Annotated in this window: 15 protein-coding genes; 12 read left to right on the top strand and 3 right to left on the bottom strand. The window is 59.6% G+C overall.

Annotation, left to right across the window (positions count from 1 at the left end; genetic code table 11):
* Position 1 precedes the first annotated feature (1 nt).
* The 9 genes from OZX75_RS01040 (at position 2) to OZX75_RS01080 (ending at position 11,158) form a co-directional block, all read left to right on the top strand.
* On the top strand, positions 2–1,225 hold the full coding sequence (locus OZX75_RS01040) for a glycosyltransferase family 2 protein (protein ID WP_277146405.1): 1,224 nt from the start codon (positions 2–4) through the stop codon (positions 1,223–1,225).
* 81 nt (positions 1,226–1,306) lie between these two features.
* Positions 1,307–2,743: a D-alanyl-D-alanine carboxypeptidase/D-alanyl-D-alanine-endopeptidase gene (locus OZX75_RS01045; protein ID WP_277146407.1), complete on the top strand. Its 1,437-nt coding sequence runs from the start codon at positions 1,307–1,309 to the stop codon at positions 2,741–2,743.
* A gap of 14 nt (positions 2,744–2,757) precedes the next feature.
* Positions 2,758–3,879 carry a tRNA lysidine(34) synthetase TilS gene (tilS, locus tag OZX75_RS01050; protein WP_277146408.1) on the top strand — a complete coding sequence of 374 codons (1,122 nt, stop codon included), beginning with the start codon at positions 2,758–2,760 and terminating at the stop codon, positions 3,877–3,879.
* Positions 3,848–4,411, top strand: coding sequence for a hypoxanthine phosphoribosyltransferase (gene hpt, locus OZX75_RS01055; RefSeq protein ID WP_277146409.1), 564 nt, complete (start codon positions 3,848–3,850; stop codon positions 4,409–4,411). Before tilS ends, hpt begins: the two co-directional genes overlap by 32 nt.
* A complete protein-coding gene (ftsH, locus tag OZX75_RS01060; protein ID WP_277146411.1) occupies positions 4,408–6,543 on the top strand; it encodes an ATP-dependent zinc metalloprotease FtsH in 2,136 nt (711 codons plus the stop codon). The genes hpt and ftsH overlap by 4 nt, the downstream gene beginning before the upstream one ends.
* A gap of 3 nt (positions 6,544–6,546) precedes the next feature.
* On the top strand, positions 6,547–7,557 hold the full coding sequence (locus tag OZX75_RS01065) for a 2-amino-4-hydroxy-6-hydroxymethyldihydropteridine diphosphokinase (protein WP_277146413.1): 1,011 nt from the start codon (positions 6,547–6,549) through the stop codon (positions 7,555–7,557).
* Entirely contained in the window at positions 7,554–8,111 is a 558-nt protein-coding gene (locus OZX75_RS01070) for a DUF3180 domain-containing protein (RefSeq protein WP_277146414.1), read from the top strand. The genes OZX75_RS01065 and OZX75_RS01070 overlap by 4 nt, the downstream gene beginning before the upstream one ends.
* A gap of 99 nt (positions 8,112–8,210) precedes the next feature.
* The gene (locus tag OZX75_RS01075; RefSeq protein WP_277146415.1) at positions 8,211–9,524 is read left to right on the top strand and encodes an MFS transporter; all 1,314 of its coding nucleotides are present in this window, start codon (positions 8,211–8,213) and stop codon (positions 9,522–9,524) included.
* Between the two features lie 188 nt (positions 9,525–9,712).
* Positions 9,713–11,158, top strand: a complete 1,446-nt coding sequence (locus OZX75_RS01080) for an amidohydrolase (protein WP_277146416.1) — start codon at positions 9,713–9,715, stop codon at positions 11,156–11,158.
* 159 nt (positions 11,159–11,317) lie between these two features.
* Here OZX75_RS01080 and OZX75_RS01085 read toward each other — a convergent pair whose 3' ends face one another.
* Positions 11,318–12,244, bottom strand: coding sequence for an acyl-CoA thioesterase (locus tag OZX75_RS01085; protein ID WP_277146417.1), 927 nt, complete (start codon positions 12,242–12,244; stop codon positions 11,318–11,320).
* Between the two features lie 424 nt (positions 12,245–12,668).
* The gene (gene ettA, locus OZX75_RS01090; protein WP_277146418.1) at positions 12,669–14,345 is read right to left on the bottom strand and encodes an energy-dependent translational throttle protein EttA; all 1,677 of its coding nucleotides are present in this window, start codon (positions 14,343–14,345) and stop codon (positions 12,669–12,671) included.
* 342 nt (positions 14,346–14,687) lie between these two features.
* Between ettA and OZX75_RS01095 the strand changes: the two genes are divergently transcribed.
* The 3 genes from OZX75_RS01095 to OZX75_RS01105 all read left to right on the top strand — a co-directional run bounded on the left by OZX75_RS01095 (position 14,688) and on the right by OZX75_RS01105 (position 21,041).
* Complete coding sequence (locus OZX75_RS01095; protein ID WP_277146419.1) at positions 14,688–15,566, top strand: dioxygenase; 879 nt, start codon at positions 14,688–14,690, stop codon at positions 15,564–15,566.
* Between the two features lie 191 nt (positions 15,567–15,757).
* Positions 15,758–17,809 (top strand): DEAD/DEAH box helicase, encoded by a 2,052-nt coding sequence (locus OZX75_RS08555; RefSeq protein ID WP_348519488.1) that lies wholly within the window; start codon positions 15,758–15,760, stop codon positions 17,807–17,809.
* 343 nt (positions 17,810–18,152) lie between these two features.
* Entirely contained in the window at positions 18,153–21,041 is a 2,889-nt protein-coding gene (locus OZX75_RS01105) for an excinuclease ABC subunit UvrA (RefSeq protein WP_277146420.1), read from the top strand.
* Between the two features lie 178 nt (positions 21,042–21,219).
* Here OZX75_RS01105 and msrA read toward each other — a convergent pair whose 3' ends face one another.
* Positions 21,220–22,239 (bottom strand): peptide-methionine (S)-S-oxide reductase MsrA, encoded by a 1,020-nt coding sequence (msrA, locus tag OZX75_RS01110; RefSeq protein ID WP_277146422.1) that lies wholly within the window; start codon positions 22,237–22,239, stop codon positions 21,220–21,222.
* Positions 22,240–22,445 lie beyond the last annotated feature (206 nt).

Below are 22,445 nucleotides of genomic sequence, written 5' to 3' on the forward strand. Positions count from 1 at the left end.
AATGGTATTGCTCAATATCCTGGACATCCTGATGTTCATTCTGGGTGCGGCGAGCCTCGGTTATCAGGCGGTCTGCATCGTCGCGTCGTTGTTCCATCACCGTATTACATTTCCTGAAGCTCCGATGGACAAACGCTATGCCGTGTTGATTTCGGCGCGCAATGAGGAAAATGTCGTGCCTCATCTCATCGATTCCATCAGAGCCCAGACCTACCCCTCGCGTCTTGTCGACATCTGGCTGGTGGCCGACAACTGCACCGATAAAACCGCCGAAGTGGTACGGGCGATGGACTGCCACGTCGTCGAACGCCACAATCTGCAACAGGTCGGCAAAGGCTACGCGTTGACCTACCTGCTCGATGCGATGATCGAGCAGGGCGTCGCCGGCGACTACGACGCCTTCTTCGTCTTCGACGCCGACAACCGGCTTGACCGGCACTATATAGAGGAGATGAACAAGGCCTTCCAATCGGGTTTCAAGATTTTGACCAGCTACCGTAACTCCACCAACCTTTCCGACAACTGGGTCTCCTCCGGTTCGGCGCTCTGGTTCATCCGCGAGTCGCGCTTCCTCAACAACTCGCGCATGCTCTTCGGCTCCAGCTGCCACGTCGGCGGCACCGGATTCATGTTCTCGCGCGAGGTGATGCAGCGCAACAACGGCTGGAAATTCCATCTGTTGACCGAAGACCTCGAGTTCACCATGGACTCTGTGCTGCACGGCGACCGCATCGGCTACTGCGGCACCGCCATCCTCTACGACGAGCAGCCCGATTCCTTCGGCCAAAGCTGGAGGCAGAGGCTGCGTTGGAGCAAGGGCTTCCTGCAGGTATTCCGCTATTACGGCCCCCAGCTGATCCGCCGCGCAGTGCGCGAACGCGATTTCTCCGCCGTCGATTTCACCATGTTGATCTGCCCGTTCACGGTGCTCGGGGTTTTGCGTGTGCTGCTCGGGCTGCTGTTCGCCGCGTTCGGTTTCGTCTCATGGCCAAGCCAGCTCAATTCGCTGTCCAGTTGGCTGGTCGGCGGCGGTCTGGGTCTCTTGGGCATGATGTTCCTGGCGGCGCTCACGGTCTTTGCCGAGCGTGGCCAGATCGGCGCTTCCAACAAGGAGCTTCTGGCTTATGTGCTGAGCTTCCCCATCTACATGGCCAGTTACGTGCCGATCTCCTTCCAGGCCATCTTCTCGAAGGCGCAGTGGAAGCCCATCGAGCACAAAGGCTAGATTGGCTTTTGGAGCATAGGGGAGTAGCAAGTGGATACTGCGCAATCATCTCATCTTAGACACGGGGCGCACGCGCGCAAGATGGTTCATGTGCAACGCAACCGTGCGTGGCGCATCGTCGTTTCCGTATTGGTGACGTTGCTGGTCGCGGCGGGCTATTTCGCCGCTGACATCAACGGGGTGATGCCCGGTCCGCTTACGATACTTCCCGCAGGCAAAACGTCTCCTGCCTTTTCCGGATCCATCATTGACGCCAAATCCATCGCAGGCCCGGCGGATTTGGACAAGCCGATCGACAAAAACGCGACGGAGGCGGTGATCAACGCCTTTGCTTCAACCGCCGGTCTGGGAAATGATTTTTCGCTTGCCGTCGCCGACGCCGACGGCAAGATCGTCGATTCACGCGCCCCGGATACGCCCCGTGAACCGGCTTCGACCATGAAAACCCTGACGGCTTTGGCTGCTTCTTCGAGCCTCGATATGGGTTCGGTCTTTCATACGGACGCCCTGCTTGAACCGGTATCCGCCGGCGCGGGCGATGCCCGACAGACGACGTTGACGCTCAAATCGGACGGGGATATGCTGCTGGGCGCAGGGGCAAGCGACCCCAACCACATCAACGGCAGAGCCGGTCTCGCCACCCTTGCCGACCAAACCGTGGCCCAGCTCAACAAGCGAGACATCAGCCGGATTCATCTGCAATACGACGATACGCTTTTCGGCGCTGTTCGTTCCCCGGCTGCCATCGCCTCCAACAATGTGGGCAACACCAATTTCACCGGCATCTCCTCGATGGCCGTCGATGGAGGGCGGCAATGGCAAGGCGCAGAGCACGACCCTGACCTGTACACTGCCTATCCGGAAATGTCGACCACGCCGGCCCACGATGCGGCAACAGTGTTCGCCTCCCTGCTCGGCCAACGCGGCATCGGGGTAGAAGACGATATAACAGCCGGGAAAACGGCGAAGACCGCCAGACGCGTCGCCACGGTTGCTTCGGCGAGCCTGGCCGAGGTGATGGCCTTCACGCTGCGTCATTCCGACAACACCCTGATCGAGGAGTTCGGCAGGCTTCTGGCCCTCAAAAACGGCGAGGCCAACAGCCCGGTTGGTGCGACGCAGGCCGTCAAGGCCAGACTCGGCAAGCTCGGCGTCGATACGACGAACCTCACTATGGCCGATTGCTCAGGTCTCTCCGAAGGCTCTTCGCTTGAGGTCAAGACCCTGGTCGAAGTGCAGACCCACAATCTCAAAGCCGGACCTGGGGCGGCCGCCGCCGAAGGGCTGTCCGTTCCCGGCTTGGTGGGTACTGCCAAAAACCGTCTTGAAGACCCGGACGCGGCAGGTCTGCTGCGCGTCAAAACCGGTTCCCTGGATCAGGTCACGTCAATCGCCGGCAATGTTTCGCGTAGGAACGGCGGTGTGCTCGCCTTCGCGGTCATCGTCAACAACCCGCAGGACTATCTGGCCGCCAAAAACGCGGTGGATGCCTTCATCTCGGCGCTGGCCGGGCTCTAAGAGAGGGGAAGAGGATGGCATATTCGGCGATGATGAAAAAAGCCGTCGGTCAGGTTCGCGGCGCCCTTGCAGAGGCGGGAATCCGGCGTCAGGATTCCCGTTTCGCCGAACACGGCGAACACGCTCCCGCCGCCGACGCTCCGACGGTCCTGGTGGCGTGCTCGGGCGGACGGGACTCGATGGCGCTCGCGGCCGTAAGCCATATCGTTTGCGCGATGTTGGGCGTGCATTGTGGGGCCGTCATCGTCGACCACCGGCTTCAGCCCGGTTCAGGAGAGGTCGCCCGGCTCGCGGCAGCGCGTTGCAAAGGCCTGGGACTCGACCCCGTCATCGTGCGGGTCATCGACGTCAAGGCAATCGAAAGCGGCAGAAGTGTCGAGGATGCCGCGCGGCAGGCGCGCTATGAGGCCATCGTAGAGGCCGCAAGTGATCTGCACGCTTCCGCGGTTCTGCTGGCGCACACCCGTGACGACCAGGCGGAAACGGTGTTGATGGATGTATTGACCCGTTCGGCCGGTATCGACGCGCTGGCCGGTATGCCTTCCGCATTCGTGCGCGGCGACATCCGTTTTATCCGTCCGTTCCTTGACGTCACACGTGCCCAGACCACTGCTATCTGCAGGGAACTGGGAATCGAATGGTGGGATGACCCGACCAATGGTGATGCCTTCGAAACGGATGAGCCGTTGCCGCAGCATTACCCGTTGCGCTCCCGCGTGCGACACACCCTGATGCCCTACCTGTCCGGATTCTTCAACGGCGACGTCCCGGCCCATTTGGCGCAGGCGGCGCGCGTGGCAAGCGCAGACAGGGATTTCCTTGAGCTTGAGACCGACGATTTGTATCGTCAGGCCGTTCGTTTTAAGGTCGATGGGGCGGCAGCCGTGATGCGGGTCGATGCGTTGTTTGAGGCCCATTCGGCGATTCGTCGTCGCACCATCGCCCGAGTGCTTGCGCGGCTCGATGTACCGTTTTCCTTGCGGCACGTATTATCGATCGAGGCGTTGGTGACCGACTGGCACGGGCAAGGTGCTGTTTCACTTCCCAGCGGATATTCAGTCAATAGGCAGAAACACGTCATTCGCGTGTGTAAAAATGGTTTTTATGCAAATTGCGGATGTACAGGACAAGATTGATCATGAACTGGTGTCAAAAGCACAGATCGAGCGCAAGATCAAAGAAGTGGCAGCGCAAGTGAGCAAAGATTACGCAGGCAAGGATCTCTTGCTTGTGGCCGTGCTCAAGGGGGCTGTCAACACGCTGGCAGCGTTCTCACAGGCTTTGAGCATCGATGCGCAGATGGACTTCATGAGCCTTTCCACCTATGGGGAGGGGACTGAAAGCAGCGGGAAGATCACCGTCCGTCAGGATTTGTCCTGTGACGTCAAAGGGCGCAACATCCTGATCGTCGAAGACATCATCGATTCAGGCTTCACGCTGCACTGGCTGACCAATGAACTCAGGGAACGTGGGGCGGCGAGCGTCGAGGTGTTTGCGCTGCTGGAGAAACCATCCCGCCGAGAGGTCGAGGTGCCGCTGAAATATAAGGGTTACGAAGTACCAGATGAGTTCGTGGTCGGTTTCGGGCTTGACTATAACGAGCATTTCCGCAATCTTGATTCCATCGCGGTTTTGAAGCCGTCAGTCTATGAAGGAGCAGCAGTATGAGCTATCCTCAGAATCCCCGTAATCCCTTGGGGCCGATGGGCAACCCAAATGGGCCGAACAACAATAACAACAATCCTTTCAACCCCTTCAACAGGGGCAACAATCCCAATAACGGCAACAAGAACAACAACCGCAACAACAAAGGCGACCGGAACCCCAACGAGAAGCGGCCGTTCTGGCAGTCACCTGTGCTCTGGATCGTGGTTTTGGTCATTCTGGTGTTCGCGGGTTTCGAGCTGTTCAACTCCAACAGCACGCAGACCATCGATACCAAGGACGGTATGGAGCTCATCCAACAGGGCAGCACCAACCGCATCCAGATCATCGACAACAAACAGATGGTCAAGTTGAAACTCGACCAGAACTTCACCAAGACCGACCCGAACACCAAGTCCAACCACGATTACGGCCGTGACGTCCAGTTCTATTACACCTTGGCCGAAGGGCCCGAGGTACTGAAAACCGTCAAGAAGGCCGATCCGAAGAACGGCTGGAGCGCGGACATGCAGTCCGATTCGATGATGGCCTATCTCATTTCCACGTTGCTGCCCTTCGTGATTCTGCTGCTGCTGTGCTGGTGGCTGTTCAGCCGGATGAGCGGCGGCATGAACGGCATATTCGGCATGGGCGGCAAGAAAGACAACGGCAAGCTGCTGGACGGCAAGACCCCGACCACCAAGTTCTCCGACGTGGCCGGTGAGGAAGCGGCCGTGGCCGAAGTCGAGGAAATCAAGGACTTTTTGAAGGATCCCTCGAAGTACAAGGCGCTCGGCGCGCGCATTCCGCGTGGCGTGCTGCTCTACGGCCCTCCTGGAACCGGCAAGACCCTGCTCGCACGAGCCGTTGCCGGTGAGGCGGGCGTGCCCTTCTATTCCATGGCTGGTTCCGACTTCGTCGAGATGTTCGTCGGCCTTGGTGCCTCGCGTGTGCGCGACCTCTTCGAAGAGGCCAAGAAGAACGCCCCGGCCATCATCTTCATCGATGAGATCGATGCGGTGGGCCGCAAGCGTGGCTCCGGCATGAGCGGCGGTCACGACGAACGCGAGCAGACCCTGAACCAGCTGCTCGTCGAGATGGATGGTTTCGACAACGACACCAACCTCATCATCATCGCCGCCACCAACCGTCCGGATGTCTTGGACGAGGCGCTGCTGCGCCCCGGCCGTTTCGACCGTCAGGTGGCCGTCGAGGCCCCCGATTTGGAAGGCCGCGAGGAGATCTTGAAGGTGCACGCCAAGGGCAAGCCGTTCGTCCCGGACGTCGATCTGCACACCGTCGCGGTCCGCACCCCCGGCTTCACCGGTGCCGATCTGGCCAACGTGCTGAACGAGGCGGCGTTGCTCTGCGCCCGTGTGGGAGCGCAGCTGATCGACAACCGTGCCATCGACGAGGCCATCGACCGCGTCCAGTCCGGCCCGAAGCGCCAGTCGCGTGGCATGGCTCTGGACGAGATGCGCAACACCGCCTATCACGAAGGTGGCCATGCGCTGGTCGCCGCCGCACTTCACCACACCGACCCGGTGACCAAGGTGACGATTCTGCCGCGAGGCCGTGCCCTGGGCTATACCGCCGTCATGCCCACCCAGGACCGCTACTCCCAGTCGCGCAACGAGCTGTTGGACCAGATGGCCTACGCCATGGGCGGGCGCACCGCTGAGGAGATCGTCTTCCACGATCCGACCACCGGCGCCTCCAACGACATCGAGAAGGCGACGCAGATCGCCCGCAAGATGGTCATCGAATTCGGCCTGTCTTCCAAACTGGGAGCCGTCAAGTGGGGCGATTCCGAGCACGGCGAGGATTCCGCCAACAACTTCATCCACGATTATTCCGAGCGTACGCAGGACATCATCGATGAAGAGGTGCACGGCATGCTCGAGACCGCGCACACCGAGGCGTGGAAGATCATCACGGCCAACCGTGACGTGCTCGATGAGCTGGTACGTCAGCTGCTCGTCAAGGAGACCTTGAACGAGAAGGAACTGAAGGTCATCTTCGCCAATCTGAAGATGTCTCCGGAACGCGGGCTCTGGCTTTCCGACGCGTCGCGTCCCGATTCCGATATCCCGCCGGTGCCGATTCCCGACTCGCTCAAGCGTTCCGTGGGTATGAAGACGGAAGAATCCGAGTGAGCTATGTCGGATTCGTTGATTGATGATTCGCAAGGGTCGAGGGGCGTGACAGCTGATGGCACGCCCCTCGGCGTAGGAGCGCGGCTTTCGCTTTCGTTCGACGAGACAAGAAGCGAGGATGTCGCGGCCGGCGCCGAGGTATGGCAACGCTTGCTTGAAGCCGTCGCCCAAGGCACGGTACATGCCGAAGTCACGCTGAAACTCGAGGATTCGGCCGATACACAGGATAATGAGGTCGAAAACGAGGACGATAAAGCCATAACAAGGCTTACCATCGCCGATGTGCCCGTGACGGTTGGTACGGGCGGGACTTCCGAGGGCAATGATACCGCGGTGACGGGTTTGCTCGGCGGTGCCGCTCCTACCAAGGCCTCGTTGGCGGGCGCGACGATAGGTGAGCAGCAGCGCCAGGATGAAGCCCAAAAGTCACAGGCTCTCCAGCGAGACCAAGCCGAGGACGTCTACGCGGTCCCGCGACGTGCCATCATCGCCATGCGCAGCAAAACCAGCGATGCAGCCAAGCGGTTCCGCGCTGTTATCGTCTCGCTTGACGCGGTGCCGGGCAATCAGATCGAAGGGATCTCACCGCTCTACCATGTCATGGGCGTCGACAGCTCCGACGCCAGTGCAGCGGTCATCCAACTGACCACCAAATTGAAGCCGCAGGCCATCGTGTCGTTGCTCGATTCTCTTTCGGCAGCCCACGAAGGGGCCGTCGCGTTGCGTTTGGTCGATGTCGAGGGCGAGACCATGAGCCTCAAGGACGTAACCGGATCAGACGGCGGCGGTGCGACTGAAAGCGCCGCCGAAGACACTGCCGAAGCCATCGCACATGCCATCGAACTGCCGTTGGCGGCGGCGAAAAAGCAGGCCGAGATCCTCGCCCCCTGGCTTGATATGGATCCAGACGCGAGGCTCGACGGCGACCCGGTCTCCTTCCTGCTGGCCATGGCACCCGATGCAGCGCGCGTCGGCAAGGTGGACGACCGCTGGATCTTGGAGGAGACGCAATGAGTGCGCGACGAACCCCATGGTGGTATTACGTAATAGCAGCGTTGATCGGTCTGCTTTTCGGTGCGATGCTGGTCAAATCCGATGAAGTGAGCGGGCTTTCGCTGATTGGCGCGCCTTGGTTCGTCGCCTTCATCCTGGTATTGCTCGGTGCGGTGGTTCTGATACTGGCCCTGCAGGTTCACCAATATGCCATCACCGACCCGGCCAGGCGCAAAAGCTGGATCGACCCCACCAAAGCCGTCTACACGCTGGTGCTGTGCAAGGCGCTCGGCATTGCCGGAGCCGGGCTGGCCGGCTGGTATTTTGCACAGTTTCTGTTGTGTCTTGGTCATTGGGGCATCCCGTATTTCCAAAACGTGATCATCCAATGCTCGGTGACCACGATCATCTGCCTCGCCGACATGGTGGTTGGCATCATCGGAGAATGGCTCTGCCAGCTGCCGCCGAGCGAAGGCGCGGAGAACCCGAAGATCAAGGCCGCCAAGCGCCGTGAACGCCAGCGCAAGCTCGCCGCCGGAAGCTCCATGAGCAAAGACGATATTTCCAAGCAATAATTATTCTTCGGTAATTCGAACATTTCTCGTTGTTTCCTGTTTTCTGGCAGTACTATGTCTTGTGTCAGAGCTGTTAGATCTACTCCAAAGGTGGGGCATATGGCAGGAAATAAGGGAATGGAGCAAACTCGCGCTCAAAAGCTGGAAGCGGGTTCAAAGACCGGCGGGGTCATGCTCATCGCGGCCTTGATGACAGGTTATTCCGTGATCTACATGGACAAGAACATGATCTCGACCGCGATTATCCCGATTTCGTCGCAGTTCCATTTGGACACCGGCCAGACCGGGCTCATCATGTCGATGTTCTTCCTGGCATACTCGATTATGCAGGTTCCCTGCGGCTGGCTGGCCGACAAGTTCGGTGCCAGGCGGGTGCTGATGGCCTCCATGGTGTTCATAGCCATTTTCTCCTACCTTTTCGGGGCCGTCAGCGGTCTTGCGCTGTTCATCGTCATCCGTTTCGGCGCCGGCCTCGGCCACGGCGGCTATCCGCCTAGCTGCTCGAAGGCAATAGCCGAGAACTTCCCGCGCAAAAAACGCACGTTCGTCCAGTCGCTGATTCTGTCGACAAACGGTATCGGAGCCATCCTCGCTTTCACGCTGGGAGCCCATCTGGTGGTCCGCAACTGGCGTGTGGCCTATGCCGTTCTGGGCAGCCTTTACCTCGTCGCGTTCCTGATGATATGGATATTCGTCACGGACGGCAAGAGAGAGGACGCAACCGAAGTCGAGAAAGCCGATGCGGTCGATGAAGTCGAACAGGTCGAGCCGGGCAAACAGACTGCGCAAGTTGCTATCGCGGAGCCGGAAGAGAAGCCGAAATTCACTCAGGTCATCAAAAACCGCAACGTCATCGTGTTGTTCATCGCCATGTTCCTGGTCAACGTCATTTCCTACGGCAATATCTCCTGGCTGCCTTCCTACATCACCAAGACGTACGGCATGTCTATGGGCAAGATGGGCTACATTCTGGCCTTCAATGCGATTTTCACCACCGTGGCCACGATTTTCTCGGGTACGCTGCTTTCCAAGTTCTTCCTGCACAAGGAACGCCAGGCGACCGTCGTTTCGGCTCTCCTTGTGGCCGTGCTGATCGTGGCGTTCGTGCTCTCGAAGAATCTTGTGGTTTCCATCATCATGCTCATTCTGCTGAGCATGATCTGCGCTTTGGTGTTCACGAGCATCTTCACCTGGCCTCATAAGATCATGGACGCACGCGTCATCGGCTCCGTCATCGGCATCGTCAACACCGGCGGCACGCTCGGAGGATTCGTGGCGCCGGCGGCCATCGGCTACCTCGTCAAGGCGATGGGAGGCTCGTTCGTCCCGGCCTTCCTGTTCCTCGCAGGCGTGGCGGTCTGTGTGGCGATCACGGTGCTGTTCGTGAAGGTCCCGGAGCAGAAGAAAGACTGAACCGTCGCGATTGGATAGTGAGGATTTCGGTTTTCGCTGTCGATGATCGCGTATCGCTTTTCGGTTTGATTATCGTGCGCCGACTTTGGTCTCAGATAATCGGGGCATCGATTCCCGGCTTTCGTGCAACAAGGCACGGATACCGATATTCAATGATGATTTGTGGTAATTATTAGAAAGGAAATGTCATGGTTGACACTGACAAGCAACGCATCATGGACATCGTCGACGAAAAGAAAGACGAGTTCATTGCGGCGTCCGATCATATTTGGGAGACCCCGGAAACCCGGTTTACGGTTCCCAAATCCGTAGAACAGCACTATCAGCTGTTGGAAAAGGAAGGCTTCAGGATTCAGAAGGGCGTTGGAGGCATGGATTATGCCTATATCGCCACCTACGGATCAGGCAAGCCGGAAATCGGCATCACCGGTGAGTATGACGCCTTGGGCAATTCCAGCCAGGAAGCCGGCAATCCCAAGCGCAAGCCCGTGGTCGAGGGCGGCCCCGGTCAGGCGTGCGGGCACAACCTGCTCGGCATGGGCGCCGTGGGTGCCGCCGTGGCCATCAAGACGTTCATGGAAGAGAAAGGCATGAGCGGAACCATCAAGCTCTTCGGCTGCCCGGCCGAGGAAAGCGGTTACGGCAAGGCGTTCCTGGCCCGTGCGGGTGTCTTCGACGGGCTGGACGCGGTGTTCACCTGGCATCCGCAGGATGTCGGCGGCATGGTGGCCTGCGCGACTCTGGCGGTGATGCAGGCGAACTTCTCGTTCAAGGGCATAGCCGCCCATGCTTCTTCGGCCCCTGAGCAGGGCCGGGATGCGCTTGACGCCGCCACGTTGATGACGGTGGGCGTCCAGTTCCTGCGCGAGCATGTCATCGAGGAAGCCCGCATCCATTACGCCTACCTCGATTCCGGCGGCGAATCCGCCAACGTGGTCCATCCCACTGCAAAGCTCTATTTCTTCGTCCGCGCGCCGAAGCTCAGCCAAGCCAAGGATATCTACGAACGTGTGGTCAATATCGCCAAAGGCGCCGCGTTGATGACCGGTACCGAAATGTCGATCGATTTCGATTCCGCATGCGCCGATTACCTGCCCAACCATCCGCTCACCGAGATGATGGACAAGAATCTTCGGCTCGTCGGCCCCTTGCATCTGAGCGATGAGGAGGAGAAGTTCGAAAGAGCTTTGACCAGCAACAACGCGCCGAGCATCAAACAGAATGTGATCGCCCGCAACAAGGCCGCGTTCCCCGAAAAATCCGATGAAGAGATCAAGCGGATTTCCGAGGCGGGGGTGTGCCCCGAAATCAGCCCGATCGTCTACACCACCAGCACCAAGGGCATCGGCTCCACCGATGTCGGTGACGTCAGCTGGTGCGCGCCCACCGCGCAGTTCGCCTATGCCTGCGAACCGCAGGGCTGCTCGCCGCACACCTGGGAGTGGGTCGCCAACGGAAAGTCTTCGGTCGCGCACAAGGGTCTGATCAATTCCTGCAAGATCCTCGCGCTTACGATCTACGACGCATTGACCGATCCCGAACTGCTGAAGCAGGCGCACGACGCCTGGGTCAAGGACCTCAACGGCGAACATTACGAGTCCGTGATTCCGCCCGAGACCCAGCCCCACGGCTAACGTTTTTCGGTTATCTCATACTGCTGCTGCCGGCGCGATTGACTGATCGTGCCGGCAGCATTTGTTTTTCGTTTTATCGTCGGGATTGGCCGATTGCTTTGGCTTGGGCTGTTCCGTCCGCCGAATTGCCGGATTACCGGTCTTGCCGGTCGGCAGGATTTATTTCTTTTTCTCGTCTTTCTTTTCGGGCACACGGATGGTGGCTTCCTGTGTCATCGCGGCGAGCATCCTGCCGTCGACGGAGTAGACCTTGGCGACGCCGAGGGCACGGCCGTGACCGGCGACCGGGGCGTCCTGCACGTAAAGGTGCCATTCGTTCATATCGATATCGTCGTAGAACCACATCGCGTGATCGATCGAAGCATAGAAAATGCCGGGCGTGGAAATGCTCAGGCCCGCGCGGCGAAGGTCCGGTTCCATCATCACCTGGTCGCATTCCAGCGCCAGCAGCGCACGATGGACGTTGCGCGAAGCCGTGACCGGGCTGGCCATGCGCATCCACACCATCTGTTTGCCAGAGTCGGCATTAGCGCTCTCCTTGTCGGGGGCGAGCATGACGGTTGAGCCGATGTGACGGATGTCGAACGGCGATTGCGAAGCATAATATTTGGCGAACCCGGATTTGTCGGCGTAAGGCTCCATCAGGTCTTTGGCGCTGGTCAGCGTCTCCGGGTCAGGAAGGTTGCCTGGCATCGCGTCGCTGAACTCAACGCCCGACTGGCCGGCCTTCTGCAGGCTTACCGTGGCCGTGAACAGCAGTTGTTCGCCCTGCCTGGCGTCCACGCGGCGGGTGGAGAAGGAGCGGCCGTCACGCAGCGATTCGACCTCGTATCGGGTCTCTTCGTCGAGCTTGCCGACCTTGATGAACGTGGCGTGGATGGAGTTGACGACTTTGCTTTCGTCGGTGGTGTCGGCCGCGGCGATCATGGCCTGTGCGGTCATCTGGCCGCCGTAGATGCGTTCGGTGGGGTAGTAGAGGTTCGTGGCGTCGCGGAAGACGGTGCGTCCGCCCTGCTCTTGACCGGCATTGAGCTTGAGTGCTTCCACCGCCTGCTGTGCCGCGTTGCCCGCCTTGACTTCCGCCATATCACTCCTTATTTCTGTCGAATAAACGCTTATGCGAGTCTATCCGCGCCGCCGAACTTTTCGCCCCCATTTTTTTTATCCGCTTATTTTTCCCTAGGCTTATCGGATTTTGATATATCTGCAAAGCCGTCTACATGACGTATGGATGGCGGGGATATACAATGCTTCGGCACCCTCCAGGCCGGTAGGCCAAGCTTTACGCCTCAGCATCGCATATCCCCGCCATCCATACTCAACGGGACGAACTCGCTAAAGAGAGACTTGTTCATCAGCGCGACTTTATCATTAGAAAGGTTGAGTGGTGGGGATGGGGATATGCGATGTCAGACCGTAAAGACTTGGCCTGAGCGGCCCGGAGCGTGTCGGACATTGTATATCCCCATCCCCACCACGTCAATAGGAATGAAACGACCGATTAGTTTCTCTACCTTGTTAGCTTGCGATGGATGCGGTGGGGGCGGGAGGCCTCTTCGCCCAAGCGCTTGACCTTGTCGTCCTGGTAGGCCTGGAAGTTGCCTTCGAACCAGTGCCACTTGGCCGGATTGTCGTCGTCGCCCTCCCACGCGAGGATATGCGTGGCGATGCGGTCGAGGAACCAGCGGTCGTGGGAGATGACCACGGCGCAGCCAGGGAATTCGATGAGCGCGTTCTCCAGCGATTCCAACGTTTCGACGTCGAGGTCGTTGGTCGGCTCATCGAGCAGGAGCAGGTTGCCGCCCTGCTTCAGGGTGAGTGCAAGGTTCAGACGGTTGCGTTCGCCTCCGGAAAGCATGCCGGTCATTTTCTGCTGGTCGCTGCCCTTGAAGCCGAAGCTGGCGACGTAGGCGCGGGTCGGCACTTCGACGCCGGCGACCTCGATGAAGTCGTTGCCGTCCGAAACCGCTTCCCAGAGGTTCTTGTTCGGGTCGAGGCCCTCGCGGTTCTGGTCGACGTAGGAGATCTTGACCGTCTCGCCGATGGTCAGCTTGCCGCTCGTGAGCGGCTCCTTGCCGACGATGGTCTTGAACAGGGTGGACTTGCCGACGCCGTTGGGGCCGATGATGCCCACGATGCCGTTGCGCGGCAGGGTGAAGCTCAGGTCGTCGATCAGCACGCGATCGCCGAAGGCCTTGTGGATATGCTCGGCCTCGAGGACCTGAGAGCCCAGACGCGGCCCCGGCGGGATGACGATCTCGGAGAAGTCCAGCTTCTTGGAGTTGCGCGCCTCGTTCTCCATCTCGTCGTAGCGTTCGAGCCTGGCTTTGTTCTTGGCCTGACGCGCCTTGGGCGAACTCTTGACCCACGCGATTTCGTTCTTCAATCGCTTCGCGAGCTTGGCGTCCTTGGCGCCTTGGATCTCCATACGCTTCTCTTTGGTCTCCAGATAGGTGGAGTAGTTGCCCTTGTAGGGGTAGAGGTGGCCGCGGTCGACCTCGCAGATCCACTCGGCCACGTTGTCCATGAAGTAGCGGTCGTGGGTTACGGCGATGACGGCGCCCTTGTAGGTGTGCAGGAACTGCTCGAGCCACAGGATCGATTCGGCGTCGAGGTGGTTGGTCGGCTCGTCCAAGAGCAGCAGGTCGGGGGCTTCGAGCAGCAGCTTGCACAGCGCCACGCGACGGCGCTCGCCGCCCGAGCAGACCTTCACTGGGGTGTCTGGGTCGGGGCACTGCAGCGCGTCCATCGCCTGCTCGAGCTGGGAGTCGATGTCCCAGCCGTTCGCCGCGTCGATCTCCTCTTGCAGCTTGCCCATCTCGGCCATCAGCGCATCGTAGTCCGCGTCCGGATTGGCCATTTCCTCGCCGATCTGGTTGAAGCGGTCGACCTTGTCGGTAATCTCGCCGAACGCGGCCTTGATGTTCTCGCCGACGGTTTTGGTGTCGTCCAGCGGCGGTTCCTGCTGCAGGATGCCGACGGAGTAGCCGGGAGTCAGCTTCGCTTCACCGTTCGAGACGGTCTCTTGACCTGCCATGATTTTCAAGAGGGTGGATTTGCCCATGCCGTTGGGTCCGACGACGCCGATTTTCGCGCCCGGCAAAAAGCTCAGGGTCACGTCGTCAAGGATCACACGGTCGCCATAGGCCTTGCGAGCATTGATCATCTGGAAAATAAACTCAGCCAAGTATTCGTTCCTTCGTTGTTAATGTGTGCTTTGTCTCATTGCGTTTCAACCATTCCGCCGGGTTTGACCAACCCGCGGATTCAAGCCAATTTTGGCATATCGAGTAGACGTTTGAAGGTTTCTCGGCTCTCCGTTTAATGTCGCTTTTGTGCGTTTTGTCTAGAAATGACGTTCAAGCGGGAACAAATGGACTCAGCGATATGTTGGGTCTGGTAATGTGCTCATTTCAACCTGCACGTTGTGACGTCATACGATTATGCTTGATTTGATTAAGCCGACCGCGACTGGCGGATTGAAAAGTATTTGGAAACCCTTGAAGGGAGCGGCGCGATGGAAGCGAATATGACCAACTTGCCGGCTGGTCTGCCGGAGGCTTTGCCTATCGAGAACCCGCTGAGCTCGGCCGATGCCCGTGTGCCGGCCGAAATCGAGCAATCCTCGGGTCTGCTGTTGCAGGGCAGGCGCCTGCGTTCGTTCGCCTATACCACCGATGCCGCCGTGATCCACAACACCAACGCCGACGCCATCCTCGCCGTCTACCCGTTCACCGGTCAGCCGGTCATCAATCAGGCCGTGCTTTCCGTGGCTCAGGCCCCGGTTTTCGTAGGGGTTGGGGGAGGTACCACCACCGGTACACGCGTGCTTGAACTCGCTGTGTTCGCCGAGATGCAGGGGGTTGCCGGCGTCGTGCTCAACGCTCCCAGCGAGGTCGAGATCGTGCGCGAGGTCGCCATGACCGTCCACGTTCCCGTCATGGCGACTGTGGTGCAATGGGGCGATATGGTGGCGCGCAAGATCGAAGCGGGCGCGAAGATCATCAACGTTGCCGCCGGCAGAAACACCGCCGAAGTGGTCGCACACATCAAAGACCGGTATCCCGAAATCCCTGTGGTCGCCAGTTCCGGCGGGTCGGCCGAATCGATACGCGAGACGATAGAGGCCGGTGCCAACGCCCTTTCCTGGACGCCGCCGAGCGCCACCGACCTGCAGAAACGGATGATGGAACGTTACCGTCGCGGCGAAACCGGACATCCCGATGGCGCCCCAAACGCCCCCAGCTCGCCGTTGCCCAATGTCAATGCAAATGGCACGACGAAGAGCTTCTACACGTCCACGGCCAGCATGGGCCATCCATACACGGATGTTCCTCAAGCCAAGCAGCCGAGCCCGCGCCACAAGAAGCAGACCCCGCCGAGCGGTGCCGTCGTGGAATCGAACTGAGGAATCGTTTCACGGATAATGTGGGGCGCGTCTGATATACTGAATTGTCCATTATGAAGCCGGGGTCCGCAACTATAAACGACAGGTCGGCTTCAATCTTTTGAAAGGCTATTGTGCCGAAGCGTCGTACTCATAAAAATAATTCAGACGACTCTGCCGATTTTAGCGGCGAGCGGCATGCAGAATACGAAATGAATAATCCTGATTCCCATAATTCCAAATCGAAAAAGGCCGAAGAAGCGGCCGAAAGCGCGGCTGCGTACGCCAAGAGCGGAGACCAGCCCGAGCGCACTTTCGCGCAACTCGGTGTGCCGGGTCCGCTGGTAAGCGTCCTCGCTCGCGACGGCAAGAGTGTCGCTTTCCCCATTCAGGCCGACACCCTCGGCGACTCGTTGGCCGGGCGCGATGTGCTCGGCCGGGGCGAGACCGGCAGCGGCAAGACCTTGGCGTTCTCGATTCCTCTGGTCGCTCGTCTAGGCGAAACGGGCGAAGGCGAGGCGGTGATGCGCGATTTCGAGCGTATGGACCGCGGCGACCGGAACGCCCGCAAGCGCGCGATGCTGCCGCATCCGCACGGCATGATCCTTGCACCCACACGTGAACTGGTCAACCAGATCAACGAGGTCGTGGCTCCGCTCGCCGCCGCCTACGACATGCAGACCGCCACCATTTACGGCGGCGTCAAATATAGCCGTCAGATCAACGAGCTCAAGGCCGGTGCCGAAATCATCGTCGCCTGCCCGGGCCGACTCGAGGACCTGCTGCGTCAAGGCGCGCTGTCCATCGAGGACGTCGAGGTGGCGGTGCTCGACGAGGCCGACGAAATGGCCGATATGGGCTTCCTGCCGTCCGTGCAGCGCCTGCTCGAACAGGTCGACCCGAACGGCCAGCGTATGCTCTTCTCCGCGACGCTCGACCACGGCGTCGACAAAGTGGTGAAGCAATTCCTACACGACCCGAAGATCCACGAGATCGCGCCCGCCGACGCGCAGGTCGACACCATGACCCACCACGTTTTCGAGGTCTCACAGGGCAACAAATACGAGGTCATCCGCGAGCTCGCCAGTGGCAAGGGCAAGCGCATCCTCTTCACCCGCACCAAGTACCAGGCCAAGAAGATGGCCGACAAGCTTGTCAAAGAAGGCATCCCCGCCGTCGATCTGCAGGGCAATCTTTCGCAGAACCAGCGTGACCGACACCTCGCGGCCTTCACCTCAGGCGACGTCAATGTGCTGGTGGCCACCGACGTGGCCGCGCGCGGCATCGACGTCAGCGACGTGGAAATGGTCGTGCAGACCGAGCCGCCGGAGGATCCGAAATCCTTCCTGCACCGCTCCGGCCGCACCGCACGTGCCGGCGAATCCGGCGACGTGGTGACCCTCGTGCTGCCGCAGCAGCGTCGCGACGCCCGCCAGATGCTGCGCCGTGCCGGTATCAAGGCCAAGAGTCAGCAAATCGTTCCGGGTGCTCCCGAACTCGAGGAACTGGTGGGGGAGCATGCCCCGCTGGTCGAAGGCTGGACGCTCACGGTGCCGGTGGTCAACCGCCGAGCCGGACGTACCGGTCGTGGTGGACGCAACGAAGGCCGTGGAGGTCGAGGTGGCTACGGTCGTAAGGACCGTGGCGGACGTCGTGACCGCAACAACCGTCATGAAGGCGCGCATCGTTCCCTCGATAAACGTGATCGCCATGAATCCCGTGACGATTTCAACGAGGGCGGCTACGACGGCAGACGAGGAGGTGCGCGCAAGCATCGCGATTTCGACGATGTGTCTTCGCACGGCTTCCGCGATTCTCGCCGTGACGGACATCGCGGCCACGGCAATCCCCGTTACGATGACGGGCAAGGCCCCATCGACGGACGTTCGTCGCGCGGCCGTCGCGATGACCGCCGTTCGCGTGATTTCTACGATGACGGTTATCGCAAGAACGGCGGCAAGCGTTCGCGTCATTCCGATTTCGATGACCGCGGCAAGCGTGGCGGCAAGAAGCACTATGGCGACAAGCGCTCCGGCGGTCGCGACGGCGGCTATGAGGGTGGATATGGGCGCGATGCCTACTCCTCCCGTGGAGATCGACGTCACAACGGGCACGGCAAGTCCGAAGGATACGGACACGGCCATGGCCGCAACGAGGGCTATGAGGGCCGTTCCGACAACCGTGGCCAGCGCTCGCGTAAGGCCGAGGGCTTTCGCCACGGGCACGGCAAGCGTCATTCGACCCCGTTCCGCCGTTCGCGCTGAAATACGCAAGATGGCGTGAGTGACGAGTCGAATGGCAAATAGCCGTTGGGCTCATCAAAGGCATTAGTCAATGGTGTCGCGGATTATCGCGGCACCTTTTTTGTATTTCATCGCCGTAGTCTGTTCAAATGTGAACAGCTAACGAATCTGCGCCAGTTATGGAGCTTGCTGGAACCGTGCACTCGTCTAAAACGCACTTTTTGCACATCAGGGTGAGAAAAGTGCGAGTAACGCGTCGTATATGGCACTTTTTACGTGTGCATGTGCGAAAAGTGCGTTAAGCGCGGCGTAAAACGCACTTTTTACATAGCCGTGTTAGGGCGCGGCGAATACAGTGGGTGCTATGAGTGATAGCGAAGGCATGAGTGATATTGACGTTGGGAATTCTTCTGTCCCGCAGGCTATCGAGGTGCGCGGTGCCCGCGTACACAACCTCAAAGATATCGACGTTTCGATTCCTCTGAACGAGCTCGTCGGCATCGCCGGGGTCTCAGGTTCCGGCAAATCGTCGCTGGCGCTGGGTGTGCTTTACGCGGAAGGCTCCCGTCGCTATCTCGACGCGCTTTCGACCTACACCCGTCGGCGTATGACGCAAGCTGAGAAACCGCAGGTCGACTCGGTACGGTTCATTCCACCGGCTTTGGCTTTGCGTCAGAGGCCTGGCGTTGGCGGCATGCGCTCGACCTTCGGTACTTCTACCGAGACCTTGAACGTGCTGAGGCTGATGTTCTCACGCCTCGCCTCGCATCGCTGCCCGAACGGGCACTACCAGAAGCCGACACTTGACGTCGCCGCCGAGATTCCCATCCATTGTGCGGTCTGTGGCGCACTCGTCGAACCGCCCAGCGCCGAGCAGATGGCCTTCAATTCCACCGGTGCCTGCCCGAAATGCCAGGGGACCGGGACCATCCACGAGGTCAACGATGCCGCGTTGGTCCCCGACGAAAGCCTCACCATCGACGAAGGCGCCGTCGTGCCGTGGCGCACGTTCGGCTTCAACGTCCAGCCCGATATCGTCCGCGAATTCGGGGTGCGCACCGATGTGCCGTTCAGGGAACTCACCGAGCGTGAGCGCGACATCGTCTTCAACGGGCCGGAAGAGAAGAAACCCATCACCATCACTTCGATCAAGGGCGTGCACCATCTCGATTTCACTTTCCGCAACGCTCGTCTGACCGTGACCAAGGAACTCGACCGCGCCAGTGACGAGAAACGCATGGCCAAGGTCTCGAAGTTCCTGGTCGAGCGCGTCTGCCCGGATTGCGGCGGCTCGCGGCTGAATGTCGCCGCGCGTGCCCCGAAAATCGGCAAGTACAATCTGGCCGAAGTCACTTCCTGGCCGCTGCGCAAGGTGCTTGAATGGGCCAAGGCGGTTCCGGATTCGTTGCCGCAGGACATGCGCCAGATGGCCAAGAGCCTGGTCGACACCTTGGAGGATATGGGACGTAGGCTCATCCAGCTTGGTTTGGGCTACCTGACGCTTGACCGTGCCAGCGCGACGCTTTCCACCGGCGAACGGCAGCGTGCCCAGCTTTCGCGTGCCGTACGCAACGAGACCACTGGCGTGCTCTATGTGCTCGACGAGCCTTCCACAGGCTTGCATCCGGCCAATATCGAAGGGCTTATCGGTGTGATGCACGATCTGCTGGCTTCCGGCAATTCGGTTGTCTTCGTCGACCATGACGTCCATGTGCTTGCCGCCGCCGATTACTTCATCGAGATGGGGCCGGGCGCCGGTAGCCGAGGTGGGAGGATTCTCGCGCAGGGCTCACCCTCCGAGATACTGCACAACCCGAAGTCGCGCATCGCCGGTTTCCTCGATAGTTCCCAGCCTGTGGTGGTGCGTCAGCGATTGGCTTTGCCTCCGGTTGCCGATAGTCTGCGCAAGTTTATGGATACCTCGCGTTTGGATGATGACAGTGTTCTTCTTCATAACAGAGAAGAGGAAAAGCCTTCTTCCTTGGGTGATGAAACCAGGTCTTTGAAAAGTAATATAAACAATGCGGATAAAATGGTTTCGGATTCAGAAGGGGCCGTTGCCGGCAATTCCCAGTGGATGATCATGAGTACTGGCCCCATCCATACCGTGCACCCGCTGCATGTCGCGATTCCGCGTGGGCGGATGACCGCTGTCACCGGCGTTTCCGGTTCCGGCAAGACCACGATGGTTCTGGAATCGCTGATTCCCGCGTTGCAAGCGCAGGAAAACCATGAGCTTTTGCCGTCCCACGTCCGTGCTCTCGATGCCGCCGGCGTCACGCGCGTGCGTCTGGTTGATTCCACTCCCATCGGCATCAACGTGCGTTCGACACTCGCCACCTATACCGGCATCATGGATATGCTGCGCAGGGCCTTCGCCTCGACGGCCGCAGCCAAGAAACGCAAGCTCAAGGTTTCGGCATTCTCCTACAACACCGGATCGCTGCGCTGCCCGCAATGCGACGGCACCGGCCAGATCAGTCTCGACATCCAGTTTCTGCCCGATGTCACCATCACCTGCCCGACCTGCGAGGGACGGCGTTATCGCCCGGAAGTCAACGATATACGGCTTGCGACACCGACGCATCCGCAAGGACTGACGTTGCCGGAAGTGCTCGATCTGGAAGTCGACGATGCGTTGGACGTTTTCGCACTCGATGAAGATTCCAGCTCAACCCATGGTTCATCTGCACACGGTTCCGCCAACCGTCGACAGTCCGGCATTTCGGTAGGTTCCGTTCGTCATAACCAGCTCAGCACCTCGGTAGGTTCCGGAAATTCCGCTGGATCGCTGGGCCAGGTTGAATCCGGCGATATGATTACCTCTTCTCTGCTCAAACGCATCCATAAGGCACTCGAAACATTGCATGACCTTGGCCTCGGCTATCTCACGCTCGGCGAGGATACCCCGAACCTGTCGGGCGGCGAGGCGCAGCGCCTCAAGCTTTCCAACGAACTCGGCAAGAAGCAGGGCACATCACTGTTCGTGCTCGACGAGCCAACGACCGGCCTGCATCCGCTTGACGTGCGCACCTTGATCGACGTGCTGCAGCGATTGGTCAGCGGCGGCGCCACGGTGGTCTTCATCGAGCACGACCTCGATATGATCGCCAACGCCGACTACGTCATCGACATGGGCCCGGGCGGCGGAGAGGAAGGTGGCAGAATCGTCGCCACCGGCACGCCCGACGAAATCGTCGACAATCCCTCCAGCATCACCGGCCGTTACCTCGCCAAGCATCTGAAAGGCTAAAGGACGCGCTTTGACCGAACGTCCTATGGAGAACCGAGAATCGTTGGAATAATACGGATTTTGGTATCAAAAAGCGGTATGGATATCACAGTCATCCATACTGCTTTCATATAGCAAAGGCCTCGGTCACAATCAGGATGATTTGGGCCGATCGGTACCCGCTTCGCTTGCGTACGGTTCACTGGGCCTTATCAAGCAAAGGCAGATACTTGCCGTAGCCCTGCGCTTCCATCTTCTCGCGCGGCACGAAACGCAGCGAGGCGGAGTTCATGCAGTAGCGCAGTCCGCCGCGATCGCGCGGTCCGTCGTCGAAGACGTGGCCCAGGTGGATTTGCGTGTCGGCGGTGCGGATCTCGATGCGCGGCCGCCCGGGAAGCCTGGTGTCGCGGTGCTCGGTCAGCGACGAGCCGTCGATCGGTTTGGAGAACGCCGGCCAGCCGCAGCCCGCGTCGAACTTGTCGGTGGAGAGAAACAGCGGTTCGCCGCTCACCACGTCCACATAGATGCCCGGCTCGAAGTTCTGATCGTACTTATTGGCGAACGGGCGCTCGGTGGCCGCCTCCTGCGTCACCGCATACTGCTCCGGGTCGAGCCGCCAGATGCTCTCGATATAGCGCTGTCGCTTGCCCACGTTCATCAGCTTGGCCACCGAAATATGGCAGTAGCCGCCCGGGTTCTTGTCGAGATAATCCTGATGGTAGCCCTCCGCGGGATAGAAGTTGCGCAGCGGCTCGACGATCACCGCCGCCTCGCGTCCCTCGCGCGCGGCGAGCTGCTGCAAGGCCTTGTCATATATGGCTTTCTGCACCTCATCGAGATAGAACATCGCGGTGCGGTATTGCCTCCCGGTGTCGTTGCCCTGCCGGTCCACGGAGAACGGATCGATGACGTCCAGAAAGAGCAGCGTCAGCGTCCGCAGGGTCACACGCTTCGGGTCATACGTCACGCGTACGGTTTCCGCCGCGTCCGTCGCTCCGCTGCAGACTTCCTCGTAGCTCGGGTTCTCCTTGCGCGACTGCGCGTAGCCGACCTGCGTGTCGGTGACCCCGTCGACGCCTTGGAAATACCGTTCGACGCCCCAGAAGCAGCCGCCCGCGAAGTAGGCGGTCTGCGTCTTAGCTCCAGATTCGTAGCCGTGCGGATTTTCGTTTTGCCCAGTGCCGTTTGTGGTGGTGCTGTTGTCTGTGTTGGTATTCAAAGTCCTGTTCTCCTTGTTTGTCGGATTGTCTCTGCTGGTCATGTCCGCTGTGTTCGTTTTCTGTTATATCCGATTATTCGCGTGTTGTTGACAGTGTCCCACAAACCCGCGCAAAAGGCCGCAACGTTCAGCTAAGGCTGAAAGGTTGCGTTTCGTGGCATATCATAACGCTCCATAATGTTTTCTCGTGTTGGTTTCCGTGTTGG

The sequence above is a fragment of the Bifidobacterium sp. ESL0800 genome (genome assembly GCF_029395355.1).
GTDB lineage: Bacteria > Actinomycetota > Actinomycetes > Actinomycetales > Bifidobacteriaceae > Bifidobacterium.

Excerpts from the sequence above, each read along its gene's own strand:
- OZX75_RS01040 (WP_277146405.1), top strand. The coding sequence starts at position 2 with ATGGTATTGCTCAATATCCTGGACATCCTGATGTTCATTCTGGGTGCG.
- OZX75_RS01045 (WP_277146407.1), top strand. The coding sequence starts at position 1,307 with ATGGTTCATGTGCAACGCAACCGTGCGTGGCGCATCGTCGTTTCCGTA.
- tilS (WP_277146408.1), top strand. The coding sequence starts at position 2,758 with ATGGCATATTCGGCGATGATGAAAAAAGCCGTCGGTCAGGTTCGCGGC.
- hpt (WP_277146409.1), top strand. The coding sequence starts at position 3,848 with ATGCAAATTGCGGATGTACAGGACAAGATTGATCATGAACTGGTGTCA.
- ftsH (WP_277146411.1), top strand. The coding sequence starts at position 4,408 with ATGAGCTATCCTCAGAATCCCCGTAATCCCTTGGGGCCGATGGGCAAC.
- OZX75_RS01065 (WP_277146413.1), top strand. The coding sequence starts at position 6,547 with ATGTCGGATTCGTTGATTGATGATTCGCAAGGGTCGAGGGGCGTGACA.
- OZX75_RS01070 (WP_277146414.1), top strand. The coding sequence starts at position 7,554 with ATGAGTGCGCGACGAACCCCATGGTGGTATTACGTAATAGCAGCGTTG.
- OZX75_RS01075 (WP_277146415.1), top strand. The coding sequence starts at position 8,211 with ATGGCAGGAAATAAGGGAATGGAGCAAACTCGCGCTCAAAAGCTGGAA.
- OZX75_RS01080 (WP_277146416.1), top strand. The coding sequence starts at position 9,713 with ATGGTTGACACTGACAAGCAACGCATCATGGACATCGTCGACGAAAAG.
- OZX75_RS01085 (WP_277146417.1), bottom strand. The coding sequence starts at position 12,244 with ATGGCGGAAGTCAAGGCGGGCAACGCGGCACAGCAGGCGGTGGAAGCA.
- OZX75_RS01095 (WP_277146419.1), top strand. The coding sequence starts at position 14,688 with ATGACCAACTTGCCGGCTGGTCTGCCGGAGGCTTTGCCTATCGAGAAC.
- OZX75_RS08555 (WP_348519488.1), top strand. The coding sequence starts at position 15,758 with ATGAATAATCCTGATTCCCATAATTCCAAATCGAAAAAGGCCGAAGAA.
- OZX75_RS01105 (WP_277146420.1), top strand. The coding sequence starts at position 18,153 with ATGAGTGATAGCGAAGGCATGAGTGATATTGACGTTGGGAATTCTTCT.